Source organism: Ensifer sp. LC384 (assembly GCF_001695865.1).
GTDB lineage: Bacteria > Pseudomonadota > Alphaproteobacteria > Rhizobiales > Rhizobiaceae > Ensifer.
The window spans coordinates 1-15661 of the sequence record NZ_MBST01000023.1 but is presented as its reverse complement, the minus strand read 5'-3'; the positions used below and the strand labels follow the sequence as shown (position 1 = coordinate 15661).

General features: G+C 62.6%; 15 protein-coding genes and 1 pseudogene. 5 read left to right on the top strand and 11 right to left on the bottom strand.

Annotated elements, in window-relative coordinates; genetic code table 11:
* Positions 1-81 precede the first annotated feature (81 nt).
* Positions 82-1095 carry a DUF2125 domain-containing protein gene (locus BC363_RS17765; protein WP_065780845.1) on the bottom strand — a complete coding sequence of 338 codons (1014 nt, stop codon included), beginning with the start codon at positions 1093-1095 and terminating at the stop codon, positions 82-84.
* Positions 1096-1287: 192 nt separating this feature from the next.
* Here BC363_RS17765 and BC363_RS17760 point away from each other — a divergent pair, with 192 nt between their 5' ends.
* A complete protein-coding gene (locus BC363_RS17760; protein WP_065780844.1) occupies positions 1288-1851 on the top strand; it encodes a gamma-glutamylcyclotransferase in 564 nt (187 codons plus the stop codon).
* A gap of 53 nt (positions 1852-1904) precedes the next feature.
* Here BC363_RS17760 and BC363_RS17755 read toward each other — a convergent pair whose 3' ends face one another.
* The 4 genes from BC363_RS17755 to ftsE form a co-directional block, all read right to left on the bottom strand.
* The gene (locus BC363_RS17755; RefSeq protein WP_065781112.1) at positions 1905-2696 is read right to left on the bottom strand and encodes a 1-acyl-sn-glycerol-3-phosphate acyltransferase; all 792 of its coding nucleotides are present in this window, start codon (positions 2694-2696) and stop codon (positions 1905-1907) included.
* Positions 2697-2821: 125 nt separating this feature from the next.
* Positions 2822-3520, bottom strand: coding sequence for a YdcF family protein (locus tag BC363_RS17750; protein WP_065780843.1), 699 nt, complete (start codon positions 3518-3520; stop codon positions 2822-2824).
* Between the two features lie 96 nt (positions 3521-3616).
* Positions 3617-4645 carry an ABC transporter permease gene (locus BC363_RS17745; RefSeq protein WP_065780842.1) on the bottom strand — a complete coding sequence of 343 codons (1029 nt, stop codon included), beginning with the start codon at positions 4643-4645 and terminating at the stop codon, positions 3617-3619.
* Positions 4638-5297 (bottom strand): cell division ATP-binding protein FtsE, encoded by a 660-nt coding sequence (gene ftsE, locus BC363_RS17740; RefSeq protein WP_063934108.1) that lies wholly within the window; start codon positions 5295-5297, stop codon positions 4638-4640. Before ftsE ends, BC363_RS17745 begins: the two co-directional genes overlap by 8 nt.
* Positions 5298-5593: 296 nt before the next feature.
* Here ftsE and BC363_RS17735 point away from each other — a divergent pair, with 296 nt between their 5' ends.
* The 3 genes from BC363_RS17735 to BC363_RS17725 all read left to right on the top strand — a co-directional run bounded on the left by BC363_RS17735 (position 5594) and on the right by BC363_RS17725 (position 7634).
* Positions 5594-6262 (top strand): hypothetical protein, encoded by a 669-nt coding sequence (locus tag BC363_RS17735; RefSeq protein WP_065780841.1) that lies wholly within the window; start codon positions 5594-5596, stop codon positions 6260-6262.
* 63 nt (positions 6263-6325) lie between these two features.
* Positions 6326-6871, top strand: coding sequence for a hypoxanthine phosphoribosyltransferase (hpt, locus tag BC363_RS17730; protein WP_065780840.1), 546 nt, complete (start codon positions 6326-6328; stop codon positions 6869-6871).
* Positions 6872-7274: 403 nt separating this feature from the next.
* Complete coding sequence (locus BC363_RS17725; RefSeq protein ID WP_025424638.1) at positions 7275-7634, top strand: response regulator; 360 nt, start codon at positions 7275-7277, stop codon at positions 7632-7634.
* Between the two features lie 147 nt (positions 7635-7781).
* On the opposite strand, the gene BC363_RS17720 is transcribed toward BC363_RS17725, so the two are convergent.
* The 4 genes from BC363_RS17720 to argH form a co-directional block, all read right to left on the bottom strand.
* Positions 7782-10400 carry a TIGR02302 family protein gene (locus BC363_RS17720; protein ID WP_065780839.1) on the bottom strand — a complete coding sequence of 873 codons (2619 nt, stop codon included), beginning with the start codon at positions 10398-10400 and terminating at the stop codon, positions 7782-7784.
* A gap of 154 nt (positions 10401-10554) precedes the next feature.
* Positions 10555-11823 carry a diaminopimelate decarboxylase gene (lysA, locus tag BC363_RS17715; RefSeq protein ID WP_065780838.1) on the bottom strand — a complete coding sequence of 423 codons (1269 nt, stop codon included), beginning with the start codon at positions 11821-11823 and terminating at the stop codon, positions 10555-10557.
* Positions 11824-11938: 115 nt separating this feature from the next.
* Positions 11939-12133, bottom strand: coding sequence for a lipoprotein (locus BC363_RS17710; protein ID WP_065780837.1), 195 nt, complete (start codon positions 12131-12133; stop codon positions 11939-11941).
* 150 nt (positions 12134-12283) lie between these two features.
* Positions 12284-13687 (bottom strand): argininosuccinate lyase, encoded by a 1404-nt coding sequence (argH, locus tag BC363_RS17705; RefSeq protein WP_065780836.1) that lies wholly within the window; start codon positions 13685-13687, stop codon positions 12284-12286.
* Positions 13688-13713: 26 nt separating this feature from the next.
* Between argH and BC363_RS17700 the strand changes: the two genes are divergently transcribed.
* Entirely contained in the window at positions 13714-14385 is a 672-nt protein-coding gene (locus tag BC363_RS17700) for a TlpA disulfide reductase family protein (RefSeq protein WP_065780835.1), read from the top strand.
* A gap of 73 nt (positions 14386-14458) precedes the next feature.
* Here BC363_RS17700 and BC363_RS17695 read toward each other — a convergent pair whose 3' ends face one another.
* Positions 14459-15331 carry a 3-hydroxybutyryl-CoA dehydrogenase gene (locus tag BC363_RS17695; protein ID WP_065781110.1) on the bottom strand — a complete coding sequence of 291 codons (873 nt, stop codon included), beginning with the start codon at positions 15329-15331 and terminating at the stop codon, positions 14459-14461.
* A 157-nt stretch (positions 15332-15488) separates the two neighbouring features.
* Positions 15489-15661 (bottom strand): annotated as a pseudogene (locus tag BC363_RS17690) (FAD-binding protein); the annotation flags it as partial.

Here is a 15661-nt window from a genome sequence, read left to right as displayed (position 1 = left end):
AGGCCCGGGGCGTGGAATGATCCATGCCCCGGGCTCGTTTTATTCTCGCGAATGCAGTCAGCGGCTTTCGCTCCAACCAGATCAGAGTGTCGGCAGCACGCCGATCGGGATGAAGGCGAGGAAGGCGGTGCCGTCGCGCACGTTGAGCTTGACCGTCGCCTCGTTCTTGCCGTTGGCCAGCGCCTTCAGCATGTTGGCGGTGTTGTTGACGAGGTTCGCATCGTCAGGGATTAGCGTGACCAGGTTGGTGCGCCAAGCCTCGATATTGGTCATCGTCAGCGAAAATTCACCGGAAATCAGCCCCTGGTCGTTGACCGAGAAGGGGCCAGACAGCTTGGCGTTCATGCCCGAGCCGAGGTCAAGCGTCATCTGTCGCAGTTCGCCCTTGCTGCCGCGCAGCATGGCCGGTGTGGGGATGCCCGAGCCCATCCAGCTCGCCTTGTCGACAAAGGTGAGGTCAGCGGCGACATTGGCAGGCGGCGCGAAGCTCGCGCCGTTTTCCGGGCGAAGATCGAGCTTGTCGACGCTCAAGGCCGCGTCGAGGTCCTTGCCGTTCTGGCGCAGATGCATTTCGCCATGGCTGGCGCCGAAACCGAAGCTGTCGCCAGTCAGCGGCAGGCGCACGGTGCCGGTCAGGTTGTCATAGGTGAGCGAGCTGCGGTCGAGCCCGGAAAGCGTTGCCCTGACGCTCGCATGCAGCAGCGTCCAGTCGGCCGAGACATTGAGGCCGGGCGACACGCGCAGTTCAGCCGGACCGTCGAGCTCGATGATCGCATGGCCGGGCTGGTAGACCTGTGCCGCGGTTCGAAGCGCCCCGAAGGAGGCGGAGGCACCGCGCCGGCTGTCGTCAAGATTGACCTTGTCGCAGAAGAGGCCGATGCGGAAGGGGAAGCCGCGTACGTCCATGTTCGTGCACTCGCCGGCAAGCCCGGTCGCCTGTCCGTTGGCAAGATAGGTCGTCAAGCGCTTCTCGACCTGGTCGGCCACGGCAAACCAGCCGGCCGAATAGGCGGCACAGACGATGACGATGCCGGCGATCAGCCAGCGAAACTTCCGGCTGACCGGCGAGGGATTGGCGACTGCGGTTGCGGTCATGGTAACGCGTACTCCACCAAACTCAGATCGCGGCCGCCTTTCGGGTGGCGCCGCCGATCCTGTTTATTATCTTTCGTTCTATGCACGGGAACGACTTGTCTCTTCCGTGCCGAGATGCTGTGCCGTAGAAAACCGACATGGCCGACCACCGATGAGCCGACGATTCGGCGATGAGCAGACAGCGCGGATTGAATGACAGTGGATATGGACGAATTTTGGGTCTTTGGCTACGGGTCGCTGATGTGGAACCCGGGCTTCCGGTTCGAGGAAAGATCGACGGCGCGAGCATTTGGCTATCGTCGGTCGCTTTGTGTGCGCTCGTGGGTCCATCGCGGCACGCAGCAGCGGCCAGGCCTCGTGCTGGGGCTCGATTATGGCGGCTCCTGCATCGGGACGGCGTTTCGCGTCGACAGCAGAGAGAGGGCCGAGGTGGTCGACTATCTGCGGGAGCGTGAGCTTGTCACGCATGTCTACAAGGAAAAGACGATGCCGGTGCAGCTCGCCGACGGCCGGCGTGTCCCGGCGTTGACCTACGTCATCGATCGCGCCCATGTGCAATATGCCGGTACGCTCAGTGCCCCGGAGGCGGCGGCGATCGTCGCCGTCTCGTCGGGAAAGTCGGGTCCGAACAGCGAATACGTGTTCAACACGCTAGCCCACCTCAAGGAGATGGGCATTCGCGATCATTGGCTGGAAGAAGTCGTGGCGACCCTTACAGCGCCGCGCGTCATATATGACGCGCAAAGGACGTTGTAACGCTTTAAACTTGCTGCATAATTTCCGGGATCGACATTGATGCGCGGGATGATCTAGCCGCGGCCCATCGCCTTCAGCTCGTTCAGGCGCTGCTTTGCCGTCGGCGGCAGCGGCAGATGCGGGTTGTTCCTGACGGTCTCGATCAGCAGTTCGTCACTTGCAGCCTCGGTCACTTCGACCAGCCTGGCGAGGAACTCGTCCGGATCGAGGCCCGCTTCGATCGGCGGCAGTACGCGCACCTTGAAATGACCGGGGAAGCGCAGGAACTTGCGGCGCGGCCAGAACAGGCCGGGATGCATGGCGACGGGCACCACAGGCACATTGAGATCGCGATAGAGCCGGGCGATGCCGTATTTGTAGTGCGGCGGTGCGCCGGGCGGTCGCCGGGTGCCTTCGGGATAGATGATCAGCTCGCGACCGGAAGCCATTTCCTGCTTGGTGCGATCCATGACCTCAGTCATGGCACGGCCACGGGCGGCCCTATTCACCGGCACCATGCGCTGCTTCTTGACGTACCAGCCGAAGAGCGGGATCCAGGTCAGTTCGCGCTTGAGAATGAAGAAGGGATCATTGAGCCAGGGCAGGAGCGCATAGACATCCCAGAACGACTGGTGCTTGGGCGCGAAGATGTAGCCGCTCTTGGGAATGTTTTCCAAACCCTCGATCTCGAAGGTCGTGCCGACCATCTTTTCGAACAGCCAGTGATTGCTGCGCGCCCAATTCTTCGGAACGAACCACGCCATCTTTCTCGGCACCAGAAAATAGGCCGGCGTAAAGACGATCATCTGCAGGATGAGATTGACGTAGAAGACCAGATTGAAAAGGACCGAACGCAGAACGATCATCAGCAGGCTCTCGAGAGGCGAGTTCAGGGATATCCAGCCCGTGGGCCGATGGATCGCTGCGTACACGAATAAACGCCGAAGGAAAACCGCTCGTTCTCACTTTGCTGATCGAGGCGCGCCGGCGATTATTCTTCGGCCGGCGTCGCACGCGAGGGAACGGTGCGCAAGCCGGTCGCCGGGCGGGCACCCGCCATATCGCGCACCGAGGCGACGGAATACTTGCCGAACTCCAGCAGGATCGATTTCAGCACCATCGGATTGCGTAGCCAGTTCGTCGTCTTGAGGTCCGAATTGACGACGGGATAGGCGATGAATTCGGTCTCCGGGCGGGCGCGGCGCAGCTCAAGCAGGCTTCGCGGCATGTGGTAGTTGTTGGTCACGACCAGTACGCGCTTGTAGCCTCGGTCGCTGATCCATTGGCTCGCCTCGGTCGCGTTGCCGATCGTGTCGATTGCCTCGTGACCGATGTCGACGCAGCACTTGAAGAGATCAGCCGAGCTTTGGGTGTTGCGGCGGATCTGGCTGCCTGTGGTCGCCGGGTGGACGCCCGAAATCAGCAAGCGTTTGCCGGCCCCGGACTTCAGGAGGTCGACCGCCTGATCGATGCGCTGAAAGCCGCCGGTCAAGACGACGATCGCTTCCGCCTTCGGGTTTGCCGGAGGCTGCAAGGAGGCGACGGTATCGGCGAAGTTGAGGAAGGCTGCGACAACGATCGCAGACGGCACGAGCAGAATGAAGAACATTCGCCGGAGAATTTTGCGCAAGGGACCACGGGGTCGGCGTTCCTGCTCGGCCCCGCCTTGCCATTTTCCTCCTCTGGCCATCCCGCTCCCGCGAAGTCCTTGCGCCATCATGATTCTCTTCAGATAGCGCCAGATTGCGGCAAGGAATAGATCGAATAAAGGCGAAACATCTGGGCGTCAGCTTTGGTATGTATCCGTACGTCCTGGGTCGGAGCGGATCAGGTCGATCTCGTAGATCGTGCGCGTTACCGTGAGCCGCGCCGTCAGCGTCGTCAACACGGCAATGACGATCATGATGGCGATAATGCCGAGATAGCCACTGTAGCCGATGGTGAATGTGCCGAAAAGGGCGGTCGCCTGGTCCGTTTCCGGCGTCGCCAATGTGCGGGATTGCCAGTAGCCTGCAAGCGCAAAGAAGATCGCGGCGAGCAGGCCGCCGGCGCCGGCCCCCTTGAGGCTTATTCTCAGGAAGTGCTTCTGGAACTCCGATGCCACGAAGCCGGCCTCGGCGCCGACGAAGTGCAGCACTTCGACGATATGGCGGTTGCCAGACAGTGCGCCGCGCGTGGCGAAGATGACGGTCAGCACCATGGTCGAGAACACGAGGACGAGCACGCCCGTGCCGATCATCGCCGTCGTGTTGGCCATCGCCACCAGACGGTCGACCCAAGTGCGGTGATCGTCGAGGAAGGCCTGGGGGATGATCTCCGTCAGTGCCTTGCGCATGGCGGCGAAATCGGGCGGATTGTTCTCGTCGATGGTGATGATGACGAGCCGGGGCACCGGTAATTCGTCGAGATCGAGGCCTTCTCCAAGCCACGGCTCGAGCAGACGGGCGGTCGCCGCGCGGTCGACGATGTTGCCGCCGGTCGCGCCGCTGAAGGTCAGGGCCAGATCGCGCGCGTCGGCGAGCGCTTTTTCCATGTCGAGATTGTCGTCCGGCTTGATCTGGATGGTGATCTCCCGAGAAATCTGGCTCTGCCAGCTTTGCGCGGTGGCGCGCACCATGCTGACGCCGCCAAGCGTCAGGCAGGCCAGGAACGACATGATCGCGATCACGCACATCAGCGCGTGGCCGGACACATTCGTCGCCGGCACGATGGGCCCCATCGGCCGCACGCGCATCTCCGTCCGGCGCGGCTGCTGCTGCGGTTCCGGCTGCTGCTCAGGCACCTCGTGGGTGCGTTTGGTGCGGCTCTCACTCATAGATATCGAGCCGCCCCTGCGAAAGGATCATGCGCCGCGCCTCGACCTGATCCATCAAGGACAGATCGTGGGTGGCGATGACCACGGCGGTGCCGAGCCGGTTGAGCTCGAGAAAGAGGTTCAAGAGGCGGCGGGCCATTGGCGGATCGACGTTGCCAGTCGGCTCGTCCGCAAGCAGGATTTCCGGGCGGTCGATCAGGGCGCGGGCGATTGCCGCGCGCTGCTTCTCGCCACCGGACAGAACCGGCGGCAGCACGTTGATGCGCTCGCCAAGTCCGACCCATTTCAGCAGTTCCAGCACGTCGGCGCGGTAGCTCGATTCGTCCTTGCCGCGCACCCGTAAGGGAAGCGCGACGTTCTCATAGGTCGTCAGATGGTCGAGGAGGCGAAAATCCTGGAAAACGATGCCGACGCGCCGGCGCAGCATCGGGAACTCTTCGCGCGGGATCGACGAAATGTTGCGGTCGAACATGCGGATCAGGCCGCGCGTCGGTTGCAATGAGAGGAAGAGCAGGCGCAAGAGCGTCGTCTTGCCGGCACCCGAAGGTCCGGTCAGGAACTGGAACGACCGACGCGGAATGTCGAAGGTCAGGTCCCGGAGAATTTCCGGCCCCATACCATAACGCAGTCCGACGTTCTCAAAATGAATCAAAGGCTGGCCCAGTCTCTCTCACGACCCGTGCAGTTTTTGCTTGGGGGCCGGCCATCTGCGCATAGGACGACAAGCACCGAAAGGTAAAACCGCCAGCGGAACCATGGTTAAGCAGCGGTTAATTTTTCATGAAAAGACGCCGCTTTCACGGCCTCTTTCCGAAACATTAACCATTTCGGTTTACGTGTCGGAAAGATTTGATGCAATGCCCTGATTCTTGCACCGCCCGGGATCGGCGCATTGCCCGATGGTTTCGCAGGGACGGCAGGTCCGCCCGCGATCCAGGAGGAAAGGCGATGCAGGCATTCCGCACGAAATCGGCTGGAGCTGCGGCCTATGCCGATCTGCTGCCACCGGACCGGGTTCCGCGCGAAGGTGCATCTGCAACGCGCCGCGTCGACTATGTCGATGCCGAGTTCGAGACCGTTTCGGCGACGGCCCGCCGCAATCCCTATCCTGTTTTCAACGACAATCAGAAGCAAACCAGACGCCATGGCCCGACCCTGACGGTCGTTCGCGACGAGCAATCCCCGCTGAGGCGCCTCTTGTCTCTCGCCGAGAAACGGTTACGCGCCATGCCGGCACGCCAGTTCGCCGGGCTTGTCGCAGGCTTCGCCCTTGCGGCTTTTGCAGGGATCATTGCCCTTTCGACCGGCGACGGGGTCGAGAGCGAGCCGCTGGCGATCACCGACGTGACCGCTTCGCTCGATTATTCCGGCGGCATGCGGGTGCTTTCGGTCTACGGCTCCATCGATAATTCCTCCTCCGCCCTGCAGCGCCTGCCGTTGGTCGTGGTGGATGTGGTCAGCAATGGCCGCAAGGTCACCGCCACGCGGCTGATGCCGGAGGGGGCTGCCATCGCGCCCGGCGAGAGCCGGCGCTTTGTCACCAGGCTCCCATATGCGGGTGGAAAAATGCCGGAGGTGAAGGTTTCCTTCGCCGAAAACGGTGTCTCCGTGCGCTGATTGTGCTAAGCGGGCGCGAAAGGGAAGGCGTTTGTCTTCCGGATGAAACGCTGGAGAAGCCGCATGCCCGTCGTTCGCGGAAAGAATATCGAGCCCCTTTACACGGCAGAGACGATTGCCGCACGCAACAACGAGCTTGCCGATATGATCGTCAACGGTCCGCACCAGGACCTTCTGGTGATCGCGGTGCTGAAGGGCTCGTTCATCTTTGCCGCAGATCTGATCCGCGCCATGCACAATACCGGCCTTGCACCGGAAGTCGAGTTCATCACGCTGTCGAGCTACGGGCTCGGGACCGTCTCGCAGGGCGTGAAGATCATCAAGGACATCGACAGCGACGTGCACGGCCGGGACGTGCTCCTGATCGACGATATCCTGGAATCCGGGCGCACCCTGCGCTTTGCCAAGGAATTGATGTACGAGCGCGGCGCGCGCAACGTCACCGTCGCGGTGCTGCTCGACAAGCGCGTCAAGCGCAAGGTCGAGCTTGAGGCGGATTATGTCGGCTTCGAATGCCCGGATCATTTCGTCGTCGGTTACGGCATGGACGTGGCCTATGCATTCCGCGAATTGCCTTTCGTCGGCGTGGTGACCGGCGACGCCGAATAACGGTAAGAATGCGCAACGCTGCGGCGTCTACAGCGCCGGGCGTCAAATATGACGCGCAAAGGACGCTGTAATGCTTTAAACTTGCTGCATAATTTTATCCCTAAATCGGATCCGATTTAAGGAATTATGCAGTAAGATCGCGGCGCTGTAACGGTGTCCGGGCCGCGTTCGCCCGATCGGAGTAGGGCTGCCGTAACAGGGATTCCGAAATCCAGCCGCCCGGCGTTTACCGAACACAAAGAAAAAGCTGGTTGTTTGAGGTCGTGTCGTGCGTCGCCCCTTGAGGTGCCGCGTGCCGCTGCGGCCTACCGTCACGTTTCTCGTGGGCGTTGCCGTATCCATTGGAATGGGCCGGTCTCTTCGCGATAGAGCCGTGCCGTCGCAGCGAACGCGGGAGGCCATGATGGCGAAGATCCTGATTACCGAGGACGAGGATGCGTTGCGCTCCTTCGTCGCACGGGCCCTGAGGCTCGATGGACATGAGACCGTGGAGGCTGGAGACGGCGCAGACGGACTGGCCTGCCTGCAAACCGAGAATTTCGATCTGCTTCTGTCGGATATCCGCATGCCCGTCATGGACGGCATCGAGCTGACGCATCAGGCGTCCGCTGCATTTCCGGCAATGAAGATCCTGCTGATGACCGGCTACGCCGAGCAGCGTGAGCGTGCCGACGATCTTGCCGACAAGATCGTCGACGTCATCTCCAAGCCCTTTTCCCTGCCTGATATCCGCAAGGCCGTTGCACTGGCACTCGCCGCCTGACGGCCTCCGCCGTGAAGCGACGGCGCACGACTGCCCGTCGGGGGCGGAGACAGCCGTGAAGGCCTGCCGATCTGACAATTGAATACGCCCTTGGTGCGCTTCCGCTCCAGGGGCGTTGTCGTTCTGTTTGTTTCTGTCGGCCGCGGGTCAGCGCATGTCGAGCAATCGCTCGAGATATTGACGCTCGGCTTCCGGCGACAGGGTGTTGCCGAGCCGGCGACGGATTTCGTCGAGGATTTCGCGGGCGCGCTGGGTATCGATTTCATCCGGCACCTTGACCTGGTCGCCGAAATCCGGACCGGCATTTTGCTGGCGCCGGCCGAGCGGATCGCGGCCATTCTGGCCGTATTGCGGAATGCCCTGGCCGGGCCCCTGACCCTGAGCCTGCATCTGGTTCATCATGTCCTGGGCGCCTTCGCGCAGTGCCTGCAGCGCGCGACCCTGGCTGCCCACGGCCGGCTCGCCCTGGCCCCTGCCGAGCGATCCGGAGGCGCCTTCCATTTCGCGCTTGGCGTCGCCGAACCCCTTGCCGGGCTTGATGCCCAGGCTTTCCAAGCCCTTCCGCAACTCGCCGAGTTGCTTGCCCAGCGCATCCTGCTGCTGCTTCAGCTGCTTCAGCGCGTCCTTCAGCTGCTCGGCGGTCATGTCGTCAAGCGGGTTGGGCTCACCGTTCTCATCGCCGCGCTGACCGGGGTCCTGCGGCATTTCCTGACCGTAAAGCTCGTTGTCTTCGCCCTGCAACGGATCGCCGCGCTGCATGCGGTCGCGCTGCGCCTGGTCGAGCTTGAACGTCTCGTCCATCAGCCTTTGCTGTTCCTGCATCAGCTGGCCGAGCTTGTCCATCTGCTCGCGCATGGCGTTGTTCTGTTCGCCCATCTGCTGCTGGCCGCGGTTGGCCTGCAGGTTGTTCATCAGCCGCTGGAGCTCGGACAGCATCTGCCGGGCCTGGTCGCGTGCGCCCGATCGCGCCAGGTTCTCGATCTGGTTCATCAACTTCTCCAGATCCTGCGGGCGCAGCACATTGTTCTGATCCGGATTGGCGGCCATGCGCGGGTTTTTCGCGGCCTCCTTGGCGAGCGCCTGCATGTATTCCTGCATGGCTTCGCGCAGTTCCTTCATCAGTTTGGCGATCTCCTCATCGGGCGCATTGCGCTCAAGCGCGTCCGACAACGCCTGCTGCGCGTCGCGCAGGCGGCGGTCGGCGAGCGACAGATCGCCATCTTCGATGCCAAGCGCGATCTCCCAGAGGTGTTTTGCGGCATCGCGCAGCATGTCGCCGTTATGCGCCAGCGCCATGCGTGAGCGCGCCGATTTCAACAGCAGGAAATGGGTGAGGTTGGGGATCGTCTCCTCGGCGAAGCTGGTGATCGCATCGTTGAGGTCGATCGCCCGCGGCAGGTCGTTGGCGTTGAGCGCGAAGACCTGGCGCTGTTCGGCGACGGAGCCCGCCAGGGGATTGAAGAACTGGCGTGCCGGCAGGATCATATCCTGCGGCACGCTTCGGCCCTCCTGGCCGGCAGCATCGCGAGCGACGAGCGTGAGGCGAACGCGCTTGCCGGCGAGCGGATGTTCACTGAGGTTGCGGCTGGTCGTGCCCTTGGCCTCGCGGGCATTGCGGCGCGGCAGGTCGAGCCGGTATTCGGGAAGCGGATAGAGCGGCCGTGCGTCCTTCACAGGCTCGTCCAGCGGCTTGATCTCAGCCCATGCCTGCGCGATGCCGTAATCGTCGGTTGCCAGGAAGGCGATGTCCAGCGACGCATTGGGGGTGGGCTTCGGCAGGCCGTCGAAGGCGATCTGCGGCACGCTGTCCGGGGTGATCTTGAACGTCCACCTCTGGTCGCCGACAGATAGTTCGCCGCCCTTGACAATCTTGTAGGCGTGATTGCGCACGGCATTATCGGGCGCCTTTTGGACGGCCGGTTGCGCTGACGCAGTCTTTTCGACGGTTTTTTCCCCGGCGGTCGGGATGATGATCGGTTCTGCCGCTCCGTCTTCCGCATAGCGGACGGTTTCTTCCGTGCCGGCGCCGGTGACGCGCACGGTCAGATCACTGAACTGCGGAATGGTGATTGCCGCCGTTTCATCAGAGGGGGATGCGACGCCCTGGCGACCGGTGAGGAAGACGGGCGCGCGCCCGGTATAGGCGGGCGGCGTCACCCAGGCATCTACCCGGATGTCGGCGACTTCGCTTGTCGCTTGCGGCAGATGGAACGCGTCGGAGAGCAGTCCCGCCCGATTGGAATAGGAATAGGCGAAAGCGACGCAGGCGAGCAGAACCGGCAGCGCGCGCAGCGCGAAGGGGTCGTGGCGGGCAATGTCGGGACGCGGCAGGCCGGTGTCGAGCGCGCGGATCATCTGCGCCATGCGCGTCTGATGTTCGCGCCACAGCGCTTCGCCAAAGGCACCGCCGGTTGCCGGCATATCGTCTTGGACGCGGATCGCCTGGTGGGGAAGGTCGTTGCGTTCCTCCAGCATGCGGTCTGCGTCGACATTTTCCGGCAATCTTAACCGGGTCAGCGGAACGAGGGAGGCGATGAAGGCGACGAGAAAGCCCAGAAGCACGACGGCGTGCAACCAAAGTGGGGCAATGCGGAACAGACCGAGCCAGGCGGCGGATAGAAACAGGAGGGCGATCGACGCGGGAACGAGGGCGCACGGCAAGACCTGCTCGGCGATCAACACCGCCCGCGCGACAAACCTCTTCAGCGCCAGCGTTCTGGCAAACGACCTCGGTTGTGGCGTCTCATCCTGCCGGAATTGCGTCATCCGCCCAAGTTCCCTTTCGGTCGCTCATGACCGCTCGTGACCGACCTTTTGAATGATCAGGATAACATCGTTTGTGGCGAAGACGAGGGCGACAACAAAATCGTGATCGCCCGCACGGGCGATCCACAGATCATCGTCCGATCCGGAAGGTCGCTCAGTCGAGCCAGTCCGGGACGGAATCGAGCCCGATCAGGTCGTCGTAGCTTTGGCGCGGCCTGATCACATGGAAGCGGTCGCCCTTGACCAGCACTTCCGGGATCAAGAGCCGGCTGTTGTAGGTGCTGGCCTGGACTGCACCATAGGCGCCGGCAGAGCTGATGGCGAAGAGATCGCCCGGCTTCGGCATGGCCATCTCGCGATCGAGCGCCAGGTAGTCGCCGGTCTCGCAGACGGGACCGACGACGTCGGCCTTGATGCGGGGCGCATTGGCGGCGGAGATGCGGACCGGCCTGATCTCGTGATAGGCCTCGTAGAGCGTCGGGCGGATCAGATCGTTCATGGCGCCATCGACGATGACGAAGGTCTTGTCGCCGCCATCCTTGACGTAGATGACCTCGGTCACCAGGATGCCGGCATTGCCGACGATCAGCCGGCCCGGCTCGGTGACGATCTTGCAGCCGAGCGATTGCAGCTGGCTCTTGACAATTTCGGCATAGGCGTCGGGCAGCGGCGGCGGATTGTTGTCTTCCTTGTAGGGAATGCCGAGACCACCGCCGATATCGACGTGATCGATCGCGTGGCCGTCGCTGCGCAGCGTGTCGACCAGCTCGCGCAGCAGCTTGAAGGCATCGTCAAAGGGCTGCAGCTCGGTGATCTGGCTGCCGATATGCATGTCGATGCCGGTCACCTGGATGCCGGGCAGCGTTGCGGCATGGGCGTAGACGGCGCGGGCGCGCTCCCACGAAATGCCGAACTTGTTTTCCTTCTTGCCGGTCGAGATCTTCGAATGGGTGCGGGCGTCGACATCTGGGTTGATGCGGAAGGAGACGTGCGCACGCTTGCCGGCGCGGACGGCGCGCTGGTTCAGGATCTCGAGTTCCGGTTCGGACTCGACGTTGAAGCAGTAGATGCCGGCCTCGAGTGCCAGGTCCATTTCCTGCGGGGTCTTGCCGACGCCTGAAAACATGATGCGGCCTGCCGGAATGCCGGCGGCGAGCGCGCGGCGCAGTTCGCCGCCCGACACGACGTCGACGCCGGCGCCAAGGCGGGCGAGCGTCTTCAGGACGGCCTGGTTCGAATTGGCCTTCATGGCATAGCAGACCATCGCATCGACGTCGGCAAAGGCTTTGGAGAAGACCTTGTAGTGCCGCTCGAGCGTCGCCGTCGAATAGCAGTAGAAGGGCGTTCCGACGGTACGGGCGATGTCGGTCACCGGCACGTCTTCAGCGTAGAGGATTCCGTCGCGGTATTCGAAATGGTTCACGGGCGTTGCTCGGCTTGGAGCATTTCCAGGAAAAGTGCGAAGCGGTTTTCCGTCGGGAAATGCGTTGAAACAAAGAGTTAGAGCGTTTTTACACCCCGTTTAAGCTGGAAACGCTCTAGAGGAGGGGATCGAGCAGGAAACGGCGGTCGTCCACCTGTTCTTTCTTTTCGACGGTTCCGGCAGGGGTCAAGGTGTTGATCGGTGCCGTCGAACCGGGTCGGTCGAGGTCGCCCTTGCGTCCGCAACCGACAAGAACCAGCCCGGGGATCGCCAGAAGAAGCGCGAGCCGGGCCGCCTTCGTGAATGTCATCGTGATTTTCCTTCGCGGAGACTGATGCTGGTGCGATGTCTTATCGATTTTTCCGGCGCTTGTGCACCCTGATTCTGCGACGCGTTTCAGACCCTTGTGCCCAGGCGTGCCGTCGGCCCGAAACCGCTGAACGGTTTCGGGCGACAGGAATCAGTTGCGGGCGCGCCACCAGGCGATCTGCTTGCGAACCTCGTTCGGAGCGGTGCCGCCGAAGGAGGTACGGCTGGCGACCGAGGCCTCGACCGTCAGCACGTCGAACACCTTGGCGGTGATCTGGGGATGGATCGACTGCAGATCTTCAAGCGAGAGATCGGCGAGCTCGCAGCTCTTCTGCTCGGCAAGGGCGACGGCGCGGCCGGTGACATGGTGGGCATCGCGGAAGGGCAGGCCCGCCTCGCGCACCAGCCAGTCGGCAAGGTCGGTCGCGGTCGAATAGCCGGAGCCAGCAGCCGCTTTCATCCGGTCGGCGCGGATGGTCATGTCGCGCACCATGCCGGTCATCGCTGCAATGGCGAGCTCGAGGCTTTCGGCCGCGTCGAAGACCTGCTCCTTGTCTTCCTGCATGTCCTTGGAATAGGCAAGCGGCAGGCCCTTCATGACGGTCAGAAGTGCGATCAGCGAGCCGTTGATGCGGCCGGTCTTGGCGCGCACCAGTTCGGCGGCATCGGGGTTCTTCTTCTGCGGCATGATCGAGGAGCCGGTCGAAAACGCGTCGGAGAGACGGATGAAGCCGAACTGCGGCGTCGACCAGATGACGATCTCTTCGGCAAGGCGCGACAGGTGGGTGGCGGCGATTGCGGCAATCGACAGGAATTCGAGCGCGAAGTCGCGGTCCGAAACCGTGTCGATCGAGTTGCGGGTCGGACCGGCAAAGCCAAGCGCGCTGGCGGTCATGTGACGATCGATCGGGAAGCCGGTGCCGGCAAGGGCGGCCGCGCCGATCGGGCTTTCGTCCATGTGCTCGATGGCGTGGCGCACGCGCGAGCGGTCGCGGCCGAACATTTCGACATAGGCCATGCAGTGGTGGCCGAAGGTCACGGGCTGGGCCGTCTGCAGATGGGTGAAGCCGGGCATGACGGTCTCGGCATGTTCCTCGGCGCGGTCGAGGAAGGCGGCGATCAGGCCGGTCAGCGCCTTCTCGGTCCGCTGCAGCTCTTCCTTGACCCAGAGGCGGAAGTCGAGCGCCACCTGGTCGTTGCGCGAACGGGCGGTGTGCAGCCGACCGGCGGCCGGGCCGATCAGGGTCGCAAGCCGGGCCTCGATGTTCATGTGGATGTCTTCGAGGCGACGGGAGAACTCGAACTGGCCGCTTTCGATCTCTGACAGGATCGTGTTGAGACCGTGAACGATCTTGTCTTTGTCCTCGGCCGAAATGATGCCTTGATGCGAAAGCATGGTCGCATGCGCTATTGAGCCGCGGATGTCCTGAGCATAGAGCTTCTTGTCGAAGCCGATCGAGGCATTTATCTCCTCCATGATCGCATCCGGACCCGAGGCGAAGCGACCGCCCCACATCTGGTTGGAGGATTTCGTCTCGGAATTGCCGTCAGCCATGAAGAATGCCCGCCTTGGAGAATGAAATGTCCGACCAGAAGAAATCCCCCCCGGCCGTGAAATTGTTCGCGCTCGCCGCCGTGTTCGGCGTGATCGTCGGTGCGGTAGCGGTATACGTGAAGGAGACGGGGTCTGGCAATGCCGAGACGACCGAAACGGCCGCTGCCGTCTGCCCGTTGACGGGCGAAAAGGTCGCCTCGCTGACGCCGTTCATGAAGGGGCAGGTGGCTGCGATGTCGCCGGCCGCGTCGCCGCGCCCGATCGCGCTTGATTTCAACGGCCCGGACGGCAAGCCGACGACTACCGCTGCATTTTCCGGCAAAACCATCCTCGTCAATCTCTGGGCGACCTGGTGCGTGCCCTGCCGCGAGGAGATGCCCGCCCTCAACGCGCTGCAGAAGTCGCTCGGCAGCGACAAGTTCGAGGTGGTCGCGATCAACATCGACGTCGGCGACGACGAAAAGCCGAAGGCCTTCCTCGACGAGACCGCCGTCCACGACCTGCGCTACTACCGCGATGCTTCGATGGGCGTCTTCAACAGTCTGAAGAAGGAAGGATTGGCATTCGGCCTGCCGGCAACCTTGCTGCTCGACGACAAGGGTTGCCTGATCGGCTCGATGAACGGCCCGGCCGCCTGGGACAGCGACGATGCCAAGGCGCTGATCAGCGCCGCCATTGCCCCGGCCGCCGGCAGTTGAGCGCCTGTCCGCCACGGTCTGAAAATGAAAAGCCCGGCATTTCGCTGGGCTTTGAATTTCGGATGTCGGTGGATTAGCGGGTCGGCACCGGCACGTCGCCGCGGTAGTCGTAGAAACCGCGGCCGGACTTGCGGCCAAGCCAACCGGCTTCGACATATTTTACCAGCAGCGGGCAGGGACGATACTTCGAGTCTGCCAGACCGTCGTGCAGGACCTGCATGATCGACAGGCAGGTGTCGAGACCGATGAAGTCTGCGAGCTGCAAGGGACCCATCGGGTGGTTGGCGCCGAGCTTCATGGCGGTATCGATCGCGTCTACCGTGCCGACGCCTTCATAGAGCGTGTAGATCGCTTCGTTGATCATCGGCAGCAGGATGCGGTTGACGATGAAGGCTGGGAAGTCTTCGGCGACCGTCACCGTCTTGTCGAGCGTGCCGACGAATTCCTTGGCTGCCTTGAACGTACCTTCGTCCGTCGCGATGCCGCGCACGAGCTCGACCAGCTTCATCACCGGAACCGGGTTCATGAAGTGGATGCCCATGAATTTTTCCGGACGGTCGGTTGCCGAGGCGAGGCGGGTGATCGACAGCGACGAGGTGTTGGTCGCAAGCAGTGCTTCCGGCTTCAGGATAGGACATACCTGGCCGTAGATCTTGCGCTTGATGGTTTCGTCCTCGGTGACCGCCTCGATGACGAGGTCCACCTGCGACAGGTCGTTGATATCGGACGAGCCCTTGATCAGCGCCAGCGCGCTCTTGCGGGCCTCGTCGGTCATCTTGCCGGAAGACACCTGGCGGGCAAGGTTGCCGTTGACGGTGGCCAGCCCTGCCTCGATGCGGTCAGCGGCAAGATCGTAGATCTGCACCTTGTATCCGGCCATTGCCGAAACATGCGCAATGCCGCAGCCCATCTGCCCGGCACCAATAACTCCGACCGTCTTGATCATCGCGGCGAACATCCATCTTCAAGAATTTTGGCGGCCATGCCGCCGTCACATACGAAAATACCGGGCTGGTCTGACCGGCCCGGTAGATTGTTAATGCCAAGTCAGCGCTTTTGCCAGCCCTTTTCCTTGGGGCTCTCACGGCGCGGTTGGCGAATGGTTACAGCGCCTTTTGCAGCTCCGGCAGGGCTTCGAACAGGTCGGCGACGAGGCCGTAATCGGCGACCTGGAAGATCGGTGCCTCCTCGTCCTTGTTGATGGCGACGATGACCTTCGAATCCTTCATGCCGGCCAGATGCTGGATCGCCCCGGAGATGCCGCAGGCGATGTAGA

Bases quoted from the DNA above. Each gene is read 5' to 3' on its own strand.
- BC363_RS17765 (WP_065780845.1), bottom strand. From the start codon at position 1,095: ATGACCGCAACCGCAGTCGCCAATCCCTCGCCGGTCAGCCGGAAGTTT.
- BC363_RS17760 (WP_065780844.1), top strand. From the start codon at position 1,288: ATGACAGTGGATATGGACGAATTTTGGGTCTTTGGCTACGGGTCGCTG.
- BC363_RS17755 (WP_065781112.1), bottom strand. From the start codon at position 2,696: ATGATCGTTCTGCGTTCGGTCCTTTTCAATCTGGTCTTCTACGTCAAT.
- BC363_RS17750 (WP_065780843.1), bottom strand. From the start codon at position 3,520: ATGGCCAGAGGAGGAAAATGGCAAGGCGGGGCCGAGCAGGAACGCCGA.
- BC363_RS17745 (WP_065780842.1), bottom strand. From the start codon at position 4,645: ATGAGTGAGAGCCGCACCAAACGCACCCACGAGGTGCCTGAGCAGCAG.
- BC363_RS17735 (WP_065780841.1), top strand. From the start codon at position 5,594: ATGCAGGCATTCCGCACGAAATCGGCTGGAGCTGCGGCCTATGCCGAT.
- hpt (WP_065780840.1), top strand. From the start codon at position 6,326: ATGCCCGTCGTTCGCGGAAAGAATATCGAGCCCCTTTACACGGCAGAG.
- BC363_RS17725 (WP_025424638.1), top strand. From the start codon at position 7,275: ATGGCGAAGATCCTGATTACCGAGGACGAGGATGCGTTGCGCTCCTTC.
- BC363_RS17720 (WP_065780839.1), bottom strand. From the start codon at position 10,400: ATGACGCAATTCCGGCAGGATGAGACGCCACAACCGAGGTCGTTTGCC.
- BC363_RS17710 (WP_065780837.1), bottom strand. From the start codon at position 12,133: ATGACATTCACGAAGGCGGCCCGGCTCGCGCTTCTTCTGGCGATCCCC.
- argH (WP_065780836.1), bottom strand. From the start codon at position 13,687: ATGGCTGACGGCAATTCCGAGACGAAATCCTCCAACCAGATGTGGGGC.
- BC363_RS17700 (WP_065780835.1), top strand. From the start codon at position 13,714: ATGTCCGACCAGAAGAAATCCCCCCCGGCCGTGAAATTGTTCGCGCTC.
- BC363_RS17695 (WP_065781110.1), bottom strand. From the start codon at position 15,331: ATGATCAAGACGGTCGGAGTTATTGGTGCCGGGCAGATGGGCTGCGGC.